This is a genomic window from Sphingobacterium sp. LZ11T8, assembly GCF_024261425.1.
Lineage (GTDB): Bacteria > Bacteroidota > Bacteroidia > Sphingobacteriales > Sphingobacteriaceae > Sphingobacterium.
In genome coordinates this window covers 285,939-304,759 of the sequence record NZ_JANBZY010000001.1, presented here as the reverse complement: position 1 = coordinate 304,759, position 18,821 = coordinate 285,939, and the positions used below count along the sequence as shown (strand labels likewise).

Annotated in this window: 14 protein-coding genes; 9 read left to right on the top strand and 5 right to left on the bottom strand. The window is 41.3% G+C overall.

The genetic code is table 11. The annotated features are described in order from the left end of the window. Positions 1 to 349: 349 nt before the first annotated feature. Genes NLF99_RS01295 through rbfA form a run of 4 tightly spaced genes read right to left on the bottom strand, consistent with a single transcriptional unit; the run spans position 350 to position 3,097 of the window. Complete coding sequence (locus NLF99_RS01295) at positions 350 to 988, bottom strand: hypothetical protein (RefSeq protein ID WP_254526481.1); 639 nt, start codon at positions 986 to 988, stop codon at positions 350 to 352. After that, a complete protein-coding gene (locus NLF99_RS01290) occupies positions 985 to 2,064 on the bottom strand; it encodes an aminotransferase class V-fold PLP-dependent enzyme (protein WP_254526480.1) in 1,080 nt (359 codons plus the stop codon). The genes NLF99_RS01295 and NLF99_RS01290 overlap by 4 nt, the downstream gene beginning before the upstream one ends. After that, positions 2,042 to 2,710 carry a leucyl/phenylalanyl-tRNA--protein transferase gene (gene aat, locus NLF99_RS01285; protein WP_254526479.1) on the bottom strand — a complete coding sequence of 223 codons (669 nt, stop codon included), beginning with the start codon at positions 2,708 to 2,710 and terminating at the stop codon, positions 2,042 to 2,044. The genes NLF99_RS01290 and aat overlap by 23 nt, the downstream gene beginning before the upstream one ends. A 15-nt stretch (positions 2,711 to 2,725) precedes the next feature. After that, on the bottom strand, positions 2,726 to 3,097 hold the full coding sequence (rbfA, locus tag NLF99_RS01280; RefSeq protein ID WP_185211221.1) for a 30S ribosome-binding factor RbfA: 372 nt from the start codon (positions 3,095 to 3,097) through the stop codon (positions 2,726 to 2,728). Positions 3,098 to 4,671: 1,574 nt separating this feature from the next. Here rbfA and argH point away from each other — a divergent pair. After that, the gene (gene argH, locus NLF99_RS01275; RefSeq protein WP_254526478.1) at positions 4,672 to 6,006 is read left to right on the top strand and encodes an argininosuccinate lyase; all 1,335 of its coding nucleotides are present in this window, start codon (positions 4,672 to 4,674) and stop codon (positions 6,004 to 6,006) included. Positions 6,007 to 6,187: 181 nt separating this feature from the next. Here the strand turns inward: argH and NLF99_RS01270 are convergent, their stop codons facing one another. Beyond that, on the bottom strand, positions 6,188 to 7,249 hold the full coding sequence (locus NLF99_RS01270; protein WP_254526477.1) for an aldose epimerase family protein: 1,062 nt from the start codon (positions 7,247 to 7,249) through the stop codon (positions 6,188 to 6,190). Positions 7,250 to 7,440: 191 nt separating this feature from the next. On the opposite strand from NLF99_RS01270, the gene NLF99_RS01265 reads away from it, so the two are divergent. The 8 genes from NLF99_RS01265 (at position 7,441) to NLF99_RS01230 (ending at position 18,811) form a co-directional block, all read left to right on the top strand. Further along, positions 7,441 to 7,917, top strand: a complete 477-nt coding sequence (locus tag NLF99_RS01265) for a hypothetical protein (RefSeq protein ID WP_254526476.1) — start codon at positions 7,441 to 7,443, stop codon at positions 7,915 to 7,917. A gap of 114 nt (positions 7,918 to 8,031) precedes the next feature. Next, positions 8,032 to 9,378: a deoxyguanosinetriphosphate triphosphohydrolase gene (locus NLF99_RS01260; protein WP_254526475.1), complete on the top strand. Its 1,347-nt coding sequence runs from the start codon at positions 8,032 to 8,034 to the stop codon at positions 9,376 to 9,378. Between the two features lie 68 nt (positions 9,379 to 9,446). After that, entirely contained in the window at positions 9,447 to 11,558 is a 2,112-nt protein-coding gene (locus NLF99_RS01255; protein WP_254526474.1) for a type IA DNA topoisomerase, read from the top strand. 18 nt (positions 11,559 to 11,576) lie between these two features. After that, a complete protein-coding gene (locus NLF99_RS01250) occupies positions 11,577 to 12,227 on the top strand; it encodes an alpha/beta fold hydrolase (RefSeq protein ID WP_185215949.1) in 651 nt (216 codons plus the stop codon). Between the two features lie 86 nt (positions 12,228 to 12,313). Then, on the top strand, positions 12,314 to 13,294 hold the full coding sequence (locus tag NLF99_RS01245; RefSeq protein WP_254526473.1) for a hypothetical protein: 981 nt from the start codon (positions 12,314 to 12,316) through the stop codon (positions 13,292 to 13,294). Positions 13,295 to 13,348: 54 nt separating this feature from the next. Beyond that, complete coding sequence (locus NLF99_RS01240; RefSeq protein WP_254526472.1) at positions 13,349 to 13,783, top strand: energy transducer TonB; 435 nt, start codon at positions 13,349 to 13,351, stop codon at positions 13,781 to 13,783. 245 nt (positions 13,784 to 14,028) lie between these two features. Beyond that, a complete protein-coding gene (locus tag NLF99_RS01235; RefSeq protein WP_185211211.1) occupies positions 14,029 to 17,301 on the top strand; it encodes a TonB-dependent receptor in 3,273 nt (1,090 codons plus the stop codon). Positions 17,302 to 17,323: 22 nt separating this feature from the next. Beyond that, a complete protein-coding gene (locus NLF99_RS01230; protein ID WP_254526471.1) occupies positions 17,324 to 18,811 on the top strand; it encodes a RagB/SusD family nutrient uptake outer membrane protein in 1,488 nt (495 codons plus the stop codon). Positions 18,812 to 18,821: the final 10 nt, after the last annotated feature.

The window sequence follows — 18,821 nt, the reverse complement described above, 5'->3', positions numbered from 1 at the left end:
AAGGTATTGAACAATATAGGGTTAATGCAAAAACGATGTTCGATTAATCGAACATCGTTTTTGCGCTACCTCCAGGCTAACGCGCCATGTCTGCTAAAATAATGGAACCCCAAAAGGGGTTATATCTCTAAAATTAAAAAAATGGTTTACTGGCTAGTATGTTACGGACGTATGCAATACGCTCCTGTCAGATATGCCGAATATATACGGGAATTTTGATCTTGGTCTATCCTCCCATCCCTTCAATCCTGGTTCAACCCATTCGATATTCCCCTTCAACGACATAGGATAATGAATCAACCCCCTCTAATGCGCGAGGGCCTGATGTCTGATATGTATTGTCTCCTGTCTACCCCGGCCTATGCGAGATAAAATGCTGTTTCAATTTATCTAAACCAATATTTTCCTCCACTTTGTCCAGTTCATAGATCCATGCCTTTTCTGGCAAAACTTCCAGATTCTCTTTTGAATTGATCAGATCAAGGGGTTTTACCTTGATTGACTTTTCGATGGGAGGGAACGCGTTGTGTTGTCTTCTTGAGGTCCTTAAGATCTGGAATTCCAGATTAGGCCATTTGTTGATGGCGGAGAAATTGCCTGTATAGAACTGGTTATATTCACGTGCAGGGACGATATTGGCGAATATCCCTGTTCTTTTGTTTCCTACAGATTCAGATACTGTAACCAACAATTCAAAGGAAGTCTCATTGACAATAAAGAATTTGACCAATCCTTCCTTCTGTTCACCGGTCAGGGCTAAGTATATGCCCTTTTCGATAAATTTCCCCGTCTGAACCACCTGGGTTGGTTCCTCATCCTCCTCCATACGCATGTTGTCATGGACTAGGGTGATCTTATCTTGCATCACCGGAATCTCAAAGCCAGTGTCATCCGTCACCCCAACAAGTCCGTTGCTCAAAAAAGCGGTAATATGGCCCTCAATGGGTTCATCAACAAACCTGACTAAATCTCCTATTTTAAATTTCATCGTAAACTCTCAATAATATTAACAAAATTATGAATATCCTTTAAATCATTATAAAGGTGTATTCCTATCCTAATCCCGGTTCCACGCGGAAAACATTTCACGCCCATGTTCATCAGGTTTGGGTAAAGCTCCTGAGGGAGCTGCACATTTATCAAGGAAGAACGAACCGAGCGCTCTGCTATATAAGGTAGGATCAAATCCCTTTCCAATAACAGTCGGTATGCCTCATCCGATAGCTCCTTGATGTGTTGCTGTATATTTTCTAATCCTTGTGCTTTCAAGAAAGTTAGACTGCTCTTCAAAGTTCCATGGCTTAGGGTATCCTGATGACCAGGTTCAAAAAAGGTGTCCAAGATGCTCTTGTGTTTCCACATTGCAACCTCAGGCAGTGGAACCTCAGCTTTCAGGTCTTCCAGCATCAGTTTCAAGCCATCGCTGATCAGCATAAAACCATTCCCAAATCCTGACAAGAGCCATTTATAACCAGAAGCCCCCAAGGCATCAATCCCCGAATCCTGAAAATTAAAAGGACCTGTTCCTAAAAATTGGGTACCATCAGCAATGATCCAGAGATTAGGGTATTCAGCCTTTATCCTTTTGATAAAATCTAAGTCTATCATCAGTCCTGATATGTACTGCACCAAGCTCAGGATCAAAACATCCGGATTGTGCTTCTCAATAGCTTTTTGAAGCTCATCTTCCACATTCGCCGATACAGCAACAGAGGTATGTTTCAATTTTCTGTTGACTATGGGGTATTGTAGGGATGGGTATTCATCTTCCAGGACCAAATAGCTCAGGTCCTTGGGCAGCAGGTCCACCAAGGTGGAAAATCCAAATGAGAAATTAGGGGTCAAGAAGGTGTTCGCTGCTTTTGTTCCGAAAAAATCCGCAACGGTCTCCCGAACTCCATTGATAAACTCCGGCTGTTCATCCCTTAGATTAGAATTGATATCAAAGAATTCCTGCTCCCAGGTCTTCCTCCAATCCAAGGTTACCTTCGGCAACAATCCATTGCCAGGTGTGTTGAGATAAACAACATCATTTGGAAGGTTAAAGTGTTCCTTCAAAGTCATAAGGCAAAATTTCTTGTTCGTCTAGAATGGATAAATATTCATGTTGACTGATCATTTCTGCCCCCATTTTGCGCAAATGATCTGAGGGGATCTGACAATCGATTAATTCAAGCCCAAAATTTTTAGCTAAGTGAAATAAGGCAACCTTTGATGCGTTTGGGGCCAAGGAGAACATACTCTCTCCGCAGAAAACATGGCCAATTTTTACGCCATATAGTCCACCCACCAAAGTATCATCTTGCCAAACTTCCACGCTATGTGCATAGCCTTCTTCATGCAACTGTAGATAGGCTTTCTGCATATCTGAAACGATCCAGGTCCCATCCTGATCCTTTCTAGGGATATCGGCACAGGTCTCGATGACAGCTTTAAAATCCGTATCAAAGCTAACTTTAAATCTGTTTGACCTGATGACCTGCTTCAAGCTTTTGGAAACCTTCATTTCTGAAGGCCTTAAAACAAACCTTTCCAATGGTGCGTACCATAATATTGGACTGTCCTCATTGTACCATGGAAAGATGCCGTTTTCATAGGCCAACATCAATCTGTCAACACTGAGGTCGCCACCAATTGCCAGAAGTCCGTCTTCATCGGCTAGGGAAGGGTGGGGGAAAACCAATCTGTTTTCATCCAACAAGTACGGCATGCTATAGCGATTTGCCTATTCAGGCTGTCTTGGTTCCTTGCTGATTTCATCAAAGATCTTGTCCATATGTTCTACGTATTCGTTGGTATCATCTAGGAAGAATTCCAACTGTGGAACGATGCGGGCTTGGTTCTTGATCCGTGCTCCCAATTTATAGCGTATCTCGTTAGTCTTTGATTTGATGCTATCGATGTCTGCCTTGGCAGTTTTGGTGTTCAAGAAGCTCAAATAAACCCTAGCTATGGCCAAGTCAGGAGTGACACGTACCCTGGTAACGGTAATAAAAGCACCGGGAGCCCAAGAGTTGCCCTCACGTTGAAACATTTCTGCAAGATCTTGTTGTATTACTCCAGCAAATCGTTGTTGTCTTTTACTTTCTGTTCCCATCTTTTGATTTGATTGCGGAAAGCTGCATTGCATTTCCTCTTACAAATATAGGGCTTTTCTATAAACTAGTATATGTTTGGAAGAACCTTTGGCGATCAAGCGAAGGAGGTGTTTTGAGTGCTATTTTTGAACCAGGATGTGGCTCGACTCCGCTCGCCAACAGGGGATGGGAGGATCTTTTGAAAGCATTCCAAGGCCAATCCCATCGCACAGGGCAACGGCATTCTAATCATTTTTCCGTCAAGGAAATGAGCCGATTGCTAAAGGACTTCCTGCGGAAGGATGGTTGTTTGTATAAATTGGGAACCCCTGGAAGAGGTGATATCTTTGTAGAAATTGATTGATTGAATTGGCCAACCCTTAGCGGAGGTGAAATATTTTTTAATAATTCCCTCATATTGGGCCAAAGCAATAAAAAATAGTTTCCTCATCTTACGATTACGGAATGACAACGATCCTTAAAAAAAATAAAAAATAGATTCAGAGCAACGCGAAGAATCCCTCTTTAGCGAATAACTGATTCCGAACAATTCGTAAAGAATCTTTACGGTTCTTCTTCCTAAAGCCTTGTCATTCCTTGCTGAAGGCAAAGTGACTGTAAGCCAATACAATACATGATGTTTTTGATTTTGAAATCTTGCATGATGAGATACTTCGGATGAACCTCAGCATGAAAAAAAACCTTAACTTGTCGACGTAGTCCAGCGGGAATGAAATCAATGAAGAAAGATGGACTGTAAACGGCCAACCCTAACGGGGCTGGAATATTTTTCAGCAAATCTTCCAGCTTGGAAGAAAGGTAGAAGATATATTTGAGCCATCATATTGACCTCATTCGAGACACATTCCGAAATTTCGCAAAATGTACCGTATACAGTCCATGGATTTCCCGAATATGTCTCGAATGAAAGCAAGTTTTCACCCGAATATTGCATTCGAAAATATCGGCGAAAAAAGGCATAAAAAAAGACTTGTCGTGGGCATGGTGACAAGTCTTTAATCAAAATTAGTTTATAATTGGATAGAATAATTCTTTTCGTAGTTTTAAGACTTTCCGGTCTATCATGTTTAGTAATTTGTAGTTGGCTATTAAACGTGAGTGGAAGCTCACTTATTAATATCATTCATTCCCCTTTACATCACAAACATAGAGCTTTAATTACGATGTGACAAGATGTTTTTTAAAAAAAAGTAAGTGATTACTTAATTGACAAAAGCTATTTTTTGTCCTATTTCTTCATGATTTATTCATCGTTTCTTAATAAATTAAATTCAAAAATTGTGAACCTATCGAAAGATAAATGCTTGTTTTTTAGTGTGCTAAAACGGAAAAGCTTTAACAAAATTTAACATTTTGTTTTTGGAGGAAATCCTAACGATGTTCTTCAAAAATTAACCAAAAAGGCACAGAAAATTCATGCATTTTTCTAAAAAAATTATTGAATGTCAAAAAAAATAATTGGCTGAAATGGATAAATCATTGTAATAATTCTGGAAATTACTAATCAGGCCAGTCCCTTGTTGCCTTGCATTTTCCCTATATATTGGTACTTTTGTTCGACAAGATTTTGAACATGAAGATTTGGCAAAAAAATATTGATGTAGATTCCTTTGTGGAAACCTTTACCGTAGGACAAGACCGTGAAATGGACATGAACCTGGCAGCCGCCGATGTTCTTGGTTCTTTGGCCCATACCAAAATGCTGAACAGCATTGGATTGATGACCGACCAAGACTTGGAGGATGTGCAAAAAGAACTCAAGAATATCTACAGAGAAATATTGGCCGGAAATTTCAAAATTGAGGACAGCGTCGAAGATGTGCATTCCCAAGTAGAAATGATGCTGACCGAACGCATCGGTGAGGCCGGGAAAAAGATTCATTCTGGCCGTTCCAGAAATGACCAAGTCTTAGTGGACCTAAAATTATATTTCAGGTCTGAAATCGAGAGCATCTTTAAGAATACGGAAGAACTGTTCGATCAGTTGATCAGCTTAAGCAATCAATACAAATCGGTACTGATGCCGGGCTATACGCACCTTCAGATTGCCATGCCATCTTCCTTTGGATTATGGTTTGGGGCCTATGCAGAAAGCCTCGTGGATGATCTGCAACTGTTGAAAGCGGCTTGGAATGTCTGCAACAAAAACCCGTTGGGTTCAGCAGCGGGCTATGGATCATCTTTTCCATTGAACAGAATGATGACGACCAACTTGCTTGGCTTTGAGGACCTTAACTACAATGTGGTCTATGCACAGATGGGCAGGGGGAAAACCGAACGGATATTGGCACAGGCCATGAGTTCGATTGCAGCGACCTTGGCAAAATTTGCCATGGATGTTACCCTTTTTATCAATCAGAATTTTGGGTTTATTTCCTTTCCGGCACACCTGACAACAGGTTCTTCTATAATGCCACACAAAAAGAATCCCGATGTGTTCGAATTGATCCGCTCGCGTTGCAATAAGATCCAGGCATTGCCAAATGAAATTGCCATGATGACCACCAACCTTCCGGTTGGATACCATCGTGACCTGCAGCTGTTAAAAGAAAATCTTTTTCCTGCATTCCAATCCCTGAATGATTGCTTGGCTATCGCTAAATATATGTTGGAGAATATTTCGATCAAGGATAATATCCTGGATGATCCGAAATATGATTATTTATTCTCTGTTGAAGTCGTAAATAATGAAGTGTTGAACGGAGTTCCGTTCCGCGAAGCCTACCGCAAAATCGGTCTGGACATCGAAGAAGGAAAATTCCAGCCAGCAAAAGAAGTTAACCATACCCATGAAGGAAGTATCGGCAACCTTTGCAATGATCAGATCCAAAGAATGTTTAAAGAAGTGAAAGCTGATTTTGGCTTCGAAAAAGTAGATGCTGCCTTGGAAAGCCTTTTGGCGCAGTAAATAAGAGACATAAGACACAAGACATAAGACATTAGACCTGGACAGGTTTAATGTCTTTTTTATGTTAAATACTTTCTTTAAGGGGGTAATAATAAAGTTGGGTTATCCTGATTCAGTAAAAAAAGAAGACGCCAGTAGGTCTTATGTCTTGTGTCTATTGTCTTATATCTCTTAAAAAGTCTTAAGACTTTTTTATACAGAACTTATATCTTGTTTCGCTTTCGAAAACATCTCCTGTATTCAGTTTCACCGAAGGGAATTTTTCTTGGTTAGGACTATCGGGATAATGTTGGGTTTCGAAGCAAAGGCCACCATAGCGCAGGTACTTTTTGCCGGATTTCCCTTGGTCATCGTCGAGGAAGTTTCCGCTATAGAGGTGCAGGCTCGGTTCGGTGCTGAAAACCTGGAGTTCTATGCCGGACTCTTTTGAGAAGGCTTTGGCAATGGGTTCGCTGATGGGTTGTTTATTGATGAAGCTATGGTCATAACCATTGGCGATCTGGATCTGTTCCTCTTGGCTATTGATATCTGTAGCCAAAAGTTTGGGTTGGCGGAAGTCGAAAGCAGTACCTTCCACTGGGTAGATATCACCCGTTGGGATTTGGTTTTCATTGAGCGGAAGGAACTCATCCGAAAGAATGCTGATTTCATGGTTCAAGGTATCACCGTTTCCTTCGCCATTTAAATTGAAATAAGCATGGTTGGTCAAGTTGAGGACCGTAGGGGCATTTGTGGTAGCTCTATACTTAATAATGATTTCATTCTCATTGCTCAACTCGTAGGAGACGGTTGTCTTTAGCTCACCAGGGAAGCCTTCCTCGCCATCAGGGGAAACATAATAGAAATCGACTAATTTATTGAAGCTCACCTGTCTGTCCCATACACGGTTGTGGAAACCGTCGACTCCTCCATGCAGGCAGTTGCTGCCATTGTTCTGTGCTAAGCTGTATTCCTTTCCATCGAGGGAGAATTTTCCGTTGGCAATACGGTTGCAGAATCTGCCAACTGTAGCTCCATGATAAAACTGCTTTGCCTGAAGGTAACCTTGAATGCTGTCAAACCCTAATATCACATCGATCAGGTCACCATTTTTGTCGGGAACCAATGCACTTACCAGTCTAGCGCCATAATCGGTCAATGCGATTTGCATTCCAGCTCGGTTGGTAAGGGTGATAAGATGGGTGTTTTTACCATTCAATTTACCTTCAAAGTCTTTAGGAAGAGGGAGTTTATAAGTCGTCATTATGTTTTAATTGCTTCTGTTAAAGATAATAATAAAGGGGGGCGTTCCAAAGAACTAAGGAAAAGGAATGGTAAATACCTGTTCATTGACGTTCTTTTGGTTCCCAGCGATTCATTTATTATTTATTTTTTAGTTCATAATCGTATTTTAAAAATCGATGAGATTTTATTATTTTGTTGGAAATCAGTGTTATGTTTAAGGTTTCGTTATTATTTCTTGCTGTCGGAATTTTGGTTCTTGCCTTTGCGGTATTTGTGCCGGCAAAGTACTCCTCCATTACGATAAATACCTACGATACCTTCTTTATTATTTCATCTATTTCGCTTTTTAAGTTTTTAGGTTTACTGGGGCTGATTTTTGCCGGCTTATACTATTTTACGGAGCAGATGCTCTATTCCAAAACTTGGAGCATCATGCATTTGATCAGTTTCTTATGTCTCATTGTTAATTTATGGACCTGGGGATTTGTGGAAAGGGTTTATTTTGGGAATATTGAATCCCAGGTTTCCGGTAAAGCCTCAAACCTGGCTGAGGTAGAGCGGTTTTACAAGATCCAACAGTTTTATGTAGGCTCCTTTATTATGTTGCTGGTCATGCAATTTGTGTATGTCCTGAATCTTTTGTTTGGAATGATGACAAGAAATAGGAGCAGTGAGGATCTGGACTGATAATTACCTATGACAACGAATTATTGGCTGTAATAATTAAGGACTAATCCATCTACATAGGGTCCTTGAAATTTTTAAAATGGTATATTTGCCATTCAAAATCTGAGATTTTACATGAATTGGAAACAACTGATATCGGCAAAGCGCTGGGGCTATGAAAGTCGTGCGAACAATGATCAATTTGATGCTCGTTCTGAATTTCAGCGGGATTATGATCGTTTGATCTTTTCTTCACCATTTCGTAGGCTTCAGAACAAGACGCAGGTATTCCCTTTGCCGGGAGCTGTTTTTGTTCATAACCGCTTGACCCATAGCCTAGAGGTTGCATCGGTAGGAAGATCCTTAGGGCGTTTGTTTTACAACATGTTGAAGCAGGAGAATCCTAATATTGATGAAGAAGCACCTTTTTTGCAGGAGGTGGGGAATATTGTGTCGGCAGCATGTCTGTCTCATGATTTAGGGAACCCTGCATTTGGACACTCTGGGGAAGCTGCCATTTCCACCTTCTTTACCGAAGGGAAAGGGCAGAAGTACAAAGAGATGGTCAGCAAGGAGCAGTGGGAAGATCTGATTCATTTTGAAGGGAATGCCAATGCCTTGCGGATTTTGACCCATGCATACAATGGGAAAGACCCCAAGGGATTTGCCTTGACCTATACGAGCTTGGCTTCCATCGTTAAATATCCTTGTTTAGCAATTGATGGACATGTGAAAGGCTCTCACCATAGAAAGAAATATGGCTTTTTCGATTCTGAAAAAGCGAGTTTTGAAAAGATTGCCTTGGAATTAGGCTTGGAAAGGGACCCTTCAAATCCTAATGGCTATTTGCGCCATCCATTGGTTTACCTGGTTGAGGCAGCTGATGATATCTGTTATAATATCATTGACCTGGAGGATGCCCATCACCTGAAGATCCTTTCGTACAAGGAAGTGGAGGAATTGCTCCTGCCGCTTTGTGCTGGGGAAGATTTAAGGGAGAGATTGGATTCACTGGGTGATACCGCAAGTCGGGTTTCATTATTGAGGGCAAAAGCTATCAACACCCTGATTTGGGCCTGTGCAAAGGTTTTTGTAGAAAACCAAGAGCAATTCTTGAAGGGTACCTTTGAGAAACCGCTGATGGATGCGCTGGATCCGGAAATCGTGCAGCATATGAAGGTAATCTCGAAGATTTCCGTTGCACGTATTTACAATGCACCTACGGTGGTGCAGATTGAAATCGCAGGTTTCAAGGTGATGAATGCTTTATTGGAAGAGTTTGTGCCAGCCTATCTGAAGTCTAACAAATCCATGTTTGACAAAAAGTTGGTGGCGATGATTCCTGAGCAGTTCCATACGGATAAGGATGATACCTATTCCAAGATCCGTGCTGTCCTTGATTTTGTTTCCGGGATGACGGATGTATATGCAGTGGAACTGTACCGTAAGATCCAAGGGATTTCTATAGCTTCCTTGGAATAAAAATTTCATTTTTCGTTAGATTTAAGATGTGATATGGCTTTCGATTGAAGGCCAATATAAAGTATTGAATGAAAGTAGTAATAGCTGAAAAACCTTCTGTAGCGAGAGATTTGGCCAGGGTGATGGGCGCGAAAGAGGTTAAGGATGGATATATTTCGGGGAATGGCTATGCCTTTACTTATGCATTTGGCCATTTGGTCCAACTGTGTACTCCGCAAGCCTATGGCTTCCATAATTGGTCCATTTCCAACTTGCCGATCATTCCCGAGCAATTTGCCTTGGAGGTGAAGAAAGTCAAGAGAGATGGCAAACAAATGGATGATTTGGGTGCCTTGAAGCAATTGAATACAATTAAGGCTTTGTTGGCCCAAGCCGAAGAGATCATCGTGGCAACGGATGCTGGGCGAGAAGGAGAATTGATTTTCAGGAATATCTATTATTACTTGAGGTCCAATGTGCCTTTTAAAAGGCTGTGGATTTCCTCGCAGACGGATAAAGCCATCAAAGAAGGTTTTGCCAACCTGAAGGAGGGTGTAGAATACGACAGTTTATATATGTCGGCCAGGTCAAGATCTGAATCGGATTGGTTGATCGGTATCAATGCAACCCAAGCATTGACCTTAGCTGCAGGGAATAGAGGGCTCCTATCTTTAGGTAGGGTGCAGACCCCAACCCTTGCGATGATCTGTTCGCGATATCTGGAGAACAAAGATTTTAAGCCTCAGGCTTTCTATAAAATCCAGGCCGGTTTTGAGAAAGAGGGCATTCAGTTTAAAGCTACTTCGAATAAAATCGATAAGAAGGAAGTGGCCGAGGAAACTGTTGCCAAACTACAGGTTGGGATGCAGGCGATGGTCAAGAATGTAGAGGCCAAGGAAACGAAGGAGCAACCACCACTGTTATTTGATTTGACTTCCCTTCAGCAGGATGCCAATAAGAAATACGGCTATTCAGCAGACCAAACCTTGAGTATTGCCCAAACTTTATATGAGAAAAAAGTAATTACCTATCCCCGTACAGGTTCCAGGTATATCGGTGAAGATGTTTTTGAAAAAATTGAGGAGCTCTTCCAGCATTTAGCGGACACCGCACAGGAACAGATTGCCGTCATCAGTAAGAACCTGATAGGCGCCAAGCTGAACAAGCGATCGGTCGACGATAAAAAGGTGACGGATCACCATGCCTTATTGGTAACCGATGAAAAACCGGGTCCAATGCCTATGGACCAGCAGAACATCTACAATATGATCGCTAAACGTATGGTAGAAAGTTTCTCGGAGGTCTGTTTAAAGGATATCACGACAGTGACAATTGACGCTGCGGGGGTGGAATTGATTGCCAAGGGAACCGTGATCAGACAATATGGTTGGCGATTATCTGCAGACCAGGTTGAATTGCCAGATGAGGATAAAAACACGGATGACCAAGACAATGAAAATGCCCAGTTACCAAAATTGAGCATAGAGGAAATGCTTGAAGTATTGACCTTGGAATTGGCAGAGCGATTTACCAAGGCAAGACCTATCCATACGGAAGCCTCCTTATTGAAAGCGATGGAGACATCTGGTAAGGAAATCGAGGATGAGGAGATGCGCCAAGCCATGAAAGACTGTGGTTTGGGTACGCCTGCAACCCGTGCTGCAACCATCGAGACCTTGTTTCAACGGGATTATATCAAAAGGGACAAGAAAAAATTGATCCCAACGGAGAAGGGCCTTTCGGTTTATTTCCTGATCAAGGATCGCTCCATTGCGAAAGTTACCCTGACAGGTAAATGGGAGCAGAAGCTTGAAGAAATGCGAGCGAACAAGGTGAGCTATGATGTGTTCATGAAACATATCAAAGATTATACGGAAAAGATCACGAAAGAGCTTTTGCAATTGCGGGTAGCCATTGCCCATGAGGAACTGAAACCTTTGCAAAAAGGAAAGATCAAATGCCCTAAATGCAAGCCTGGCCAGGTGCAACTGTATGATAAGGTTGCCCAGTGTGACCATTATGCGAGGGGATGTGACTTTAAGATTTGGCGTACGCTAAATGGTGTTTTCCTCGATGAAAAGGAGATGAAGAACCTGTTGGAGAAAGGGAAAACTTCGGTACTAAAAGGACTGAAGGGACAGGATGGGCAGGTTGTTTCCGCGCCTTTGCTTTTCGAAAACTTTAAAGTAAATATTGGTTGATTTCCTTAACTTAGATAGATGGACACTATCTATGTTTTCTCTGGTTTAGGAGCGGATCGTCGGGTCTTTGAAAAACTTGATTTTTCAGGGATGCAGGTGGTTTATGTGGACTGGTTAAAACCAAGACCTGCAGAAGCATTGGAAAGTTATGTGTTCAGGCTTGCCGAGCATTATCAGATTCCCAAACAGGGAGCAAATGTACTGGGACTTTCTTTTGGTGGAATGTGCATTGCTGAGCTCTCAAAATACTATGATTTCAAGAAAACCATTTTAATTTCTTCGGCGAAGACCAAGGATGAATTACCGAAGGTCTTGGGCGTTTCCAAATTCCTTTCTCTGCACAAATTGTTTTCTGGAAACCAATCGAGATTTGCGAATTCCAAAGTTCTGTATTGGCTCTTTGGACTGAAGTCGGATGAAGAACAATTCCTGTTTGATACGATGTTGGCAGATACAGATCCGGACTTTCAAAAATGGGCCGTGGACAAGATCGTCAATTGGGAGAACAGTCATGTTCCTGTTAACTGTCTGCATATCCATGGTGATAAAGATCGATTGATTCCAATCCAGAACGTAGACTATAGCATTCGGGTAAAAGGGGGCGGGCATTTTATGGTTTGGAATAAAGCTGCTGAGCTCAATTTTCCCATTCGAAATTTTCTCCTTTAATTGTCCTGATTTCCTCTAAGTCATGTTGCGGTCAATTGTAGCAGCATGGTTTTCCATCTATAAGTTTTGTGTTACCTTTGCAGCTTATGGCAAATAAACTCTATAATCCCTTTTTGGATTTTAAATTTGATAACAAAACTTGCTTCTTGTCAGGAAAAGCATTGGAGTCGGAAGATGAAAAGATTCAGGTATTCCCTGTTTGGATGATGCGCATCTTTGATTTGGAAGATAAGCCGTTTAAGTTGTTGGATGAGAGTTTGGTGACTTACAAGCAGTTGCAATTGCCATGTTCGGCTGAGGTGGCGGCAGTCATCGCAGAGGTAGAGAGAAAGGTGGAGGATGCAGTGAACATTGGCTACACGGCTTTAAAAGAGCTGGATCAGCTGACCCTTTTTCAATGGGTTGGTAAAATCCTGTACGGTGTGGTATTCAACGAGATCCAAGTAGGGATTAGGCAGGCTTTCCTTTCCGGAGAGCAGTTGAATTTTTCCCAAGCATTGGTACATAAGTTCAAGAACCTGCATTTTATGTTGCAATCGCTGATCACTCCGATGGAGTTTGAACATAAAAACCCCTTTACAATTTTAGTGTTGCCTGTTGACAGTACTCCAGAAACCTTTATGTACCGAGATGAGATCAATACCTTGATCTTTTCGATCCGTATGAAGGATTTTGCCATCATAGCGACCATGCAAGATAATGGTGTGCATGAAATCTATCATGATGAGGTTTTAGCAAAAATAAAGGGGAAGGTTTTGCACCCTGTTCAATTTGAAGAGATCTGTGCTCGCTTTTTCTATTCTGCTTATTTATTTAACAGGTTGCCCGAATATACCTATATGGAAGTTCCAGAGAAGGTTTTCGTGGAGCCAATGCCTTTGAATGATTGGACCCTCAAGCCGATTTTTGATCAATGGACGGCTAAGACCTATGGACAGGTATTGGAAAGTTTTTGGAAGCCCTGGGGCTATACCTTATTTGAAATCATCAAGGACCCTGAGAATCCTATGAGCTTCATTACGGATGATCAAGGCGAATTTCTTTCCGATATTGATCTAGCAAAGTAATTTCTGTTATTCTTGAATTTTTCTTACCTTTTAGGTATTGATTTTAAGACCCTTATGAAGATATTTTTCACGATCGTTATCCTGTTTCTTTCTGCTTTTGGGAGTTTAAAGGCCCAAAATGAAGTGGTTGTGGACAGCAGTGTCGTGCGGGAAGTGGATGTTATTCCTCAGTTTGTTGGCGGAGCTATAGGATGGCAACGCTTTTTGGAAAATAACTTAAACCTATCCGGTGTTTTCAGGGATATGGACAGCACTGAATATGTGAAGTATGGTCTCCGTCAGACTGCCATCTTGGAATTTACAGTCTGTGAAGATGGAGAATTATGCGATATCGACATCGTCAACAAGTCCAAAATCAGTCCTTCATTTGCGCGAGAAACCATGCGCCTCATCAAGAAATCCCCGAAATGGAAAGCAGCCATAAAGGATGATAAGCCAGTCCGCACTCGGATTAGGCAGCCGATCGTTGCAATCCTTGATGAATACTAATCCTAGCTAAAACTTATTAGCATATTCCTAATAATAATATTGTAGTAATAGTTAAATTACTGTAAAGGCATCTTTACAATAATTATTGCACTTTGTCATTTATTTTATTGGTAATTTTTTAATAAATATTAAATTTGACAAACCAAATTATGAAATTACCGCATATGAAACGACCTCCAATTTGATGGTTAATTCTTCTCTAGAATTAATCTATCATGAAAATTAGCACCTAAATTATTTCACTTATGAAACTAACCACTTGTCCAAAAAATTGGACAAAACCATTGCTGTTTACCAGTAAATGGACATTAATGGGCTTTACATGCCTGTCGTTATTTGTGTATCCTGAGCATACATTTGCGCGAATAAATAGCGACGTAATTTCTTTTCAGGAAGAAATTGAAATTAAAGGGAAAATTACTGACAAGAATGGTGCTCCCATCGCTGGGGTATCCATTACCATCAAGGGCAAAAGCATCAGTACATCAACAGATGCCAATGGAAATTTCACTTTCCGAGTTCCAAGAAATTCCGTTTTGGTAATGACTTCAATGGGGTACAGCTCAATTGAGCATGTCGTATTGAATTCCAATCCAATCAATTTGACGATGACAGAGTCCAATGAGGAATTGGATGAGGTCGTTGTAATCGGTTATGGAACGCAAAGCCGTAAGGAGACGACCGGAAGTTTAACATCTGTAAAAGGGGATGATGTGGGGAACTTGCCCGTTCAGAGTTTTGATGCTTCCTTGGCCGGTAGATCATCTGGGGTTCAAGTGAATACCAGTTCAGGTGTTCTGAATCAAGCTCCAGTGTTCAAGATTAGAGGAACTAACTCTCTATCATTAAGTACCTATCCTTTGGTCGTGATCGATGGGGTTCCAGCCTTCAATGATAATGACGATTCAGGACCAAGTTATGCGGCTTCCAATCCATTATCTGCAATCAATCCAGCCGATATTGAGAGTATAGATATCGCTAAGGATGCTGCTGCAACCAGTATTTACGGTTCGCGAGCTGCCAACGGGGTGGTATTTATCACTACTAAAAAAGGGAAAAGAGGTTCTGCCAAAGTTAATTATGAAGGTTGGTTGGGTTATACAACCGCTAACCGTTTACCGGAGTTGTTGAATGCTGCCCAATATGTGGAAATCAAGAACGAAGCATTAAGGAACGACGGGACCTTTAATGACACTAAAAACTTTTACGGGTTGAGTAAGGATGCTAATGGAAATACCATTGACACACGTTGGTATGATTACATCTATCAAACCGGAACTTCCCATTCACATAACATCAATATTTCTGGAGCAACAGAGAAAACCAATTATTTTGGTTCTGCAGCATATACCGATCAAGAGGGTATCTTCCAGAAAAATGGTTTCAATAGAAAGTCAGCGATGTTCAATATTGACAATACGACTACCGATTGGTTAAAGTTGGGCGTTAAGTTGAACTATGTCAATGAAAACAACTTGGCGGCAATGTCTACCGGTGCAGGTGGCCAAGGTGGTTTTCAGTCTTCTTCATCTTCTGGTGCGATGGCGCGGTTAGCATTGATTTCAGCGCCTATCATCGGTCCGTATAACAATGACGGAAGTTTTAACGTGACTTCAAATGGTTTCTTGGGATTAATGGACAATACAGGACATTTGAATCAATCAAGACTAGGTTTCTACAATCCAGTGATTTCATTGCTGAACAATTATTCAAATAATACAGGAAATAATGTGCAATCCAATGCCTATGTGCAGATTAAACCCTTGAAATGGATTACCTATAAATCTGTTTATGGAATCGATTATAGAAACGTAGATTATAACAATTATTATTCACCACTTTCGGGAGAAGGATTAGCTAGCAACGGTTCTGCAAGTAGTGTAAGTTCTAAACGCCAGCGTTGGGTTTGGACAAATACATTGACATTCGACCGGAACTATGATAAACATAGCTTTAATCTATTGTTAGGTCAAGAACAACAAAGAACGACAGGTTCTATGTTTGGTTTGCAAAGAACTGGCCAGACGGATCCATACTACACTAATATACAGGGTGGTTGGCAAAACGTTTTTGACTATAGAACTGATAACCAAGAAATCAATAACTATCTGTTCTCCTTGTTTTCCCGTTTGCAATATGACTATCAAAAGAAGTACTTCTTTACTGCCAACTTAAGACAGGATGAATATTCTGCTTTAGGACTGAACAATAAGAAAGGTACATTTTGGGGAGTTTCCGGTGGATGGGACATTGCTAAGGAAGCTTTTTGGTCAGCGAGTTCATGGGGACAAAAGATCAATGCCTTTAAGTTGAGAAGCAGTTATGGTAAAGTGGGTAATGTGGGTGGACTTGGAGACTTTGGAGCGATCAATACTTATTCTGCCACCTTATATGGAGGTCAACCGGGTTTAACCTATTCGGTAACTGGAAACCCTGACCTAAAATGGGAAACCAGTAAGAAATTTGATATAGGGTTGGATTTTGCCTTATTCAATTCAGCTATCACAGGGGAGATCGGTTATTACAAAAACTCTATCGACGGTTTGATCTTCGCGGTGCCGCTACCTCCTTCAGTTGGTATTCCTAATGGTACTTCAAACAGTATTCTGCAGAACGTTGGTGAAATGTATAATAGAGGGTTTGAATTTACTATTGGAGGTGCTCCAGTCCGTAAAGAGGATTTCAGATGGAATAGCTCATTTAACCTAACTACCAACCATAATGAAGTATTGACATTGGCGAATGGCGTGCCGAGTATCATTTCAGGTTCTTTGGATGGGATGACGATTACTTTACCTGGACAACCTGCCGGTATGCTCTATGCTATTGAAACTGCTGGTGTGGACCCTGAGACAGGAAGAAGGATCTTCATTGATGGCGATGGCAAGAAAGTATTCTATCAACAGAATGTTTCAGGGATCAATGCTGTCAAATACCAATGGGAATATGAGGATGGCACCAGAGCTAGAGCTATTACTCCGTCTGATGATGCTAAACCATATAAACCAACCGCTCCTAAGTTGTTTGGGGGATGGACCAACAGCTTTAACTATAAAGGTGTTGACCTGACAGTGTTATTGACCTACCAATTGGGGGGCTATATGATGAATGGTAACCAAGGAACTATGCGCGACTTACGGTTCTGGAACAATTCAGCGGATATGATGCGTAGATGGCAGAATCCAGGGGACCAGACCGATATTCCAAGGGTTGTAAATAACGACAATGTGTCCAATGGTAATACATTGCCTTTAATACATAATATTTCCTCGACAGATTACTTGCGCTTAAAGAATGTGATGCTTTCCTACACGATACCAAATACTTTGGTGAGCAAAATGAAGCTGAATAACATTCGTGTTTATGTCAGTGGCCAAAACCTAGCATTATGGACCAAGTACACTGGGTATGACCCAGATGTTACTACCAATGGTAACAATGCAATCAGACAAGGCATTGACAAGAACCAAGCACCAAATGCAAGGACATTCACATTTGGATTAAACGTTGGATTTTAAGGACAATTAAAAACTTATCACAATGAAATCGAGTAAATCTATCATATTATGTGCAACTGGACTGACCTTATTATTTAGCAGTTGTAGGAAAGAAGAGTGGTTGAATCCACAACCCAAAACATTGATCACCGATGTTACCGCGTTTAGTACACCAGAGCGTATTCTGAGTCAAGTTAATGGCTTGTATGCAAGCATGAAGGCTTCAAGCTACCTAGGGAGTTGGTACATATTGATTTCTGATGTCAGGACGGGTGAATTTCACTGTAGCAACATGAATGCTGCTACGGGTGCCACCATGTATTCCATGTTACCCCAGACCACAACCTCCGATGTCAATGATATTTGGGTGGCGACCTATGCGACAATCAACAAACTGAACGTTTTCTTGGATGGCTTAGATAATGGTGGTGATGCGGTATTGGATGCTGCCACAGCAAATAGCTACCGTGCAGAGGCACGACTGATCCGCGGCATGACCTATTATTATCTTTTGCAATTTTATGCAAGGCCATATTGGGATGGCAATGGTAGCAAACCAGGACTTCCGCTCCGTTTGAAAGGAAATACAGGACCAGGGAATTATGATTTGGAGCGAAGTACTGTTGCAGATACCTATAAACAAGTATTGGCAGACTTGGATTTTGCTGAACAAAACCTGCCAGCGAATTATACCTCAGCGTTCCTAAATACTACCAGAGCTCATAAAAACACGGCCATTGCTCTAAAAACGAGAATTTACCTGAGCATGAGGGATTATGCCAAGGTAATCGCTGAAGCAAATAAGATTGTTCCTGCTTCAGCACCTTTCAGTGCAGGAACTGGGGTAGCCAATAAATTGGAAGGTAATTTTGAAGATCTCTTTAAGTCTCCTTACACTTCTTCGGAGTCGATTTTTTCAATGCCATTTACAAATAATGATGCTCCCGGAAGTGCCCTGTCCAGATATTATTTGCCAGGTACAGGTGACGGCGGTACATCTACCAGTAATGGTGCTGGTGAATATTCCCTGAATAAAGTGGAGGGAATCTATGCTTCAGCGGAATGGTTGGGTACTGATGCCCGTAGGAAATTGACCAAAACAGGGACAAAGACGGGGAAAGCATGGTTAACGAAGTTTAATCAAGCATCTCCTTATATCGATTATGTTCCAGTAATCCGATATTCTGAGGTTTTGTTGAACCTTTCGGAAGCTTTGGCTAGATCCTCCAATACCGTAGATGCCCGCTCATTAGCATTATTGAACGCGGTATATGGCCGCTCAAATCAAGGGGCATCCCTAACTGCAGGGTCATTTGCCAATGTAAACGCATATTTAAATAGAATCATCGAAGAACGTAGGATAGAATTCCTAGGTGAAGGAATTCGTAATGGTGACTTGATGCGTTTGGGATTAACCATTCCAGCGAAATCACAGCATGCCATTGCTGCCGTGCCGACTGATGATCCTGCTTATATTCTACCGATTCCAAGTAATGAATTGATATTGAATAATTTAATGGATAATAACTAAAATAAATAAT

Excerpts from the sequence above, each read along its gene's own strand:
- NLF99_RS01295 (WP_254526481.1), bottom strand. The coding sequence starts at position 988 with ATGAAATTTAAAATAGGAGATTTAGTCAGGTTTGTTGATGAACCCATT.
- NLF99_RS01290 (WP_254526480.1), bottom strand. The coding sequence starts at position 2,064 with ATGACTTTGAAGGAACACTTTAACCTTCCAAATGATGTTGTTTATCTC.
- aat (WP_254526479.1), bottom strand. The coding sequence starts at position 2,710 with ATGCCGTACTTGTTGGATGAAAACAGATTGGTTTTCCCCCACCCTTCC.
- rbfA (WP_185211221.1), bottom strand. The coding sequence starts at position 3,097 with ATGGGAACAGAAAGTAAAAGACAACAACGATTTGCTGGAGTAATACAA.
- argH (WP_254526478.1), top strand. The coding sequence starts at position 4,672 with ATGAAGATTTGGCAAAAAAATATTGATGTAGATTCCTTTGTGGAAACC.
- NLF99_RS01270 (WP_254526477.1), bottom strand. The coding sequence starts at position 7,249 with ATGACGACTTATAAACTCCCTCTTCCTAAAGACTTTGAAGGTAAATTG.
- NLF99_RS01265 (WP_254526476.1), top strand. The coding sequence starts at position 7,441 with ATGTTTAAGGTTTCGTTATTATTTCTTGCTGTCGGAATTTTGGTTCTT.
- NLF99_RS01260 (WP_254526475.1), top strand. The coding sequence starts at position 8,032 with ATGAATTGGAAACAACTGATATCGGCAAAGCGCTGGGGCTATGAAAGT.
- NLF99_RS01255 (WP_254526474.1), top strand. The coding sequence starts at position 9,447 with ATGAAAGTAGTAATAGCTGAAAAACCTTCTGTAGCGAGAGATTTGGCC.
- NLF99_RS01250 (WP_185215949.1), top strand. The coding sequence starts at position 11,577 with ATGGACACTATCTATGTTTTCTCTGGTTTAGGAGCGGATCGTCGGGTC.
- NLF99_RS01245 (WP_254526473.1), top strand. The coding sequence starts at position 12,314 with ATGGCAAATAAACTCTATAATCCCTTTTTGGATTTTAAATTTGATAAC.
- NLF99_RS01240 (WP_254526472.1), top strand. The coding sequence starts at position 13,349 with ATGAAGATATTTTTCACGATCGTTATCCTGTTTCTTTCTGCTTTTGGG.
- NLF99_RS01235 (WP_185211211.1), top strand. The coding sequence starts at position 14,029 with ATGAAACTAACCACTTGTCCAAAAAATTGGACAAAACCATTGCTGTTT.
- NLF99_RS01230 (WP_254526471.1), top strand. The coding sequence starts at position 17,324 with ATGAAATCGAGTAAATCTATCATATTATGTGCAACTGGACTGACCTTA.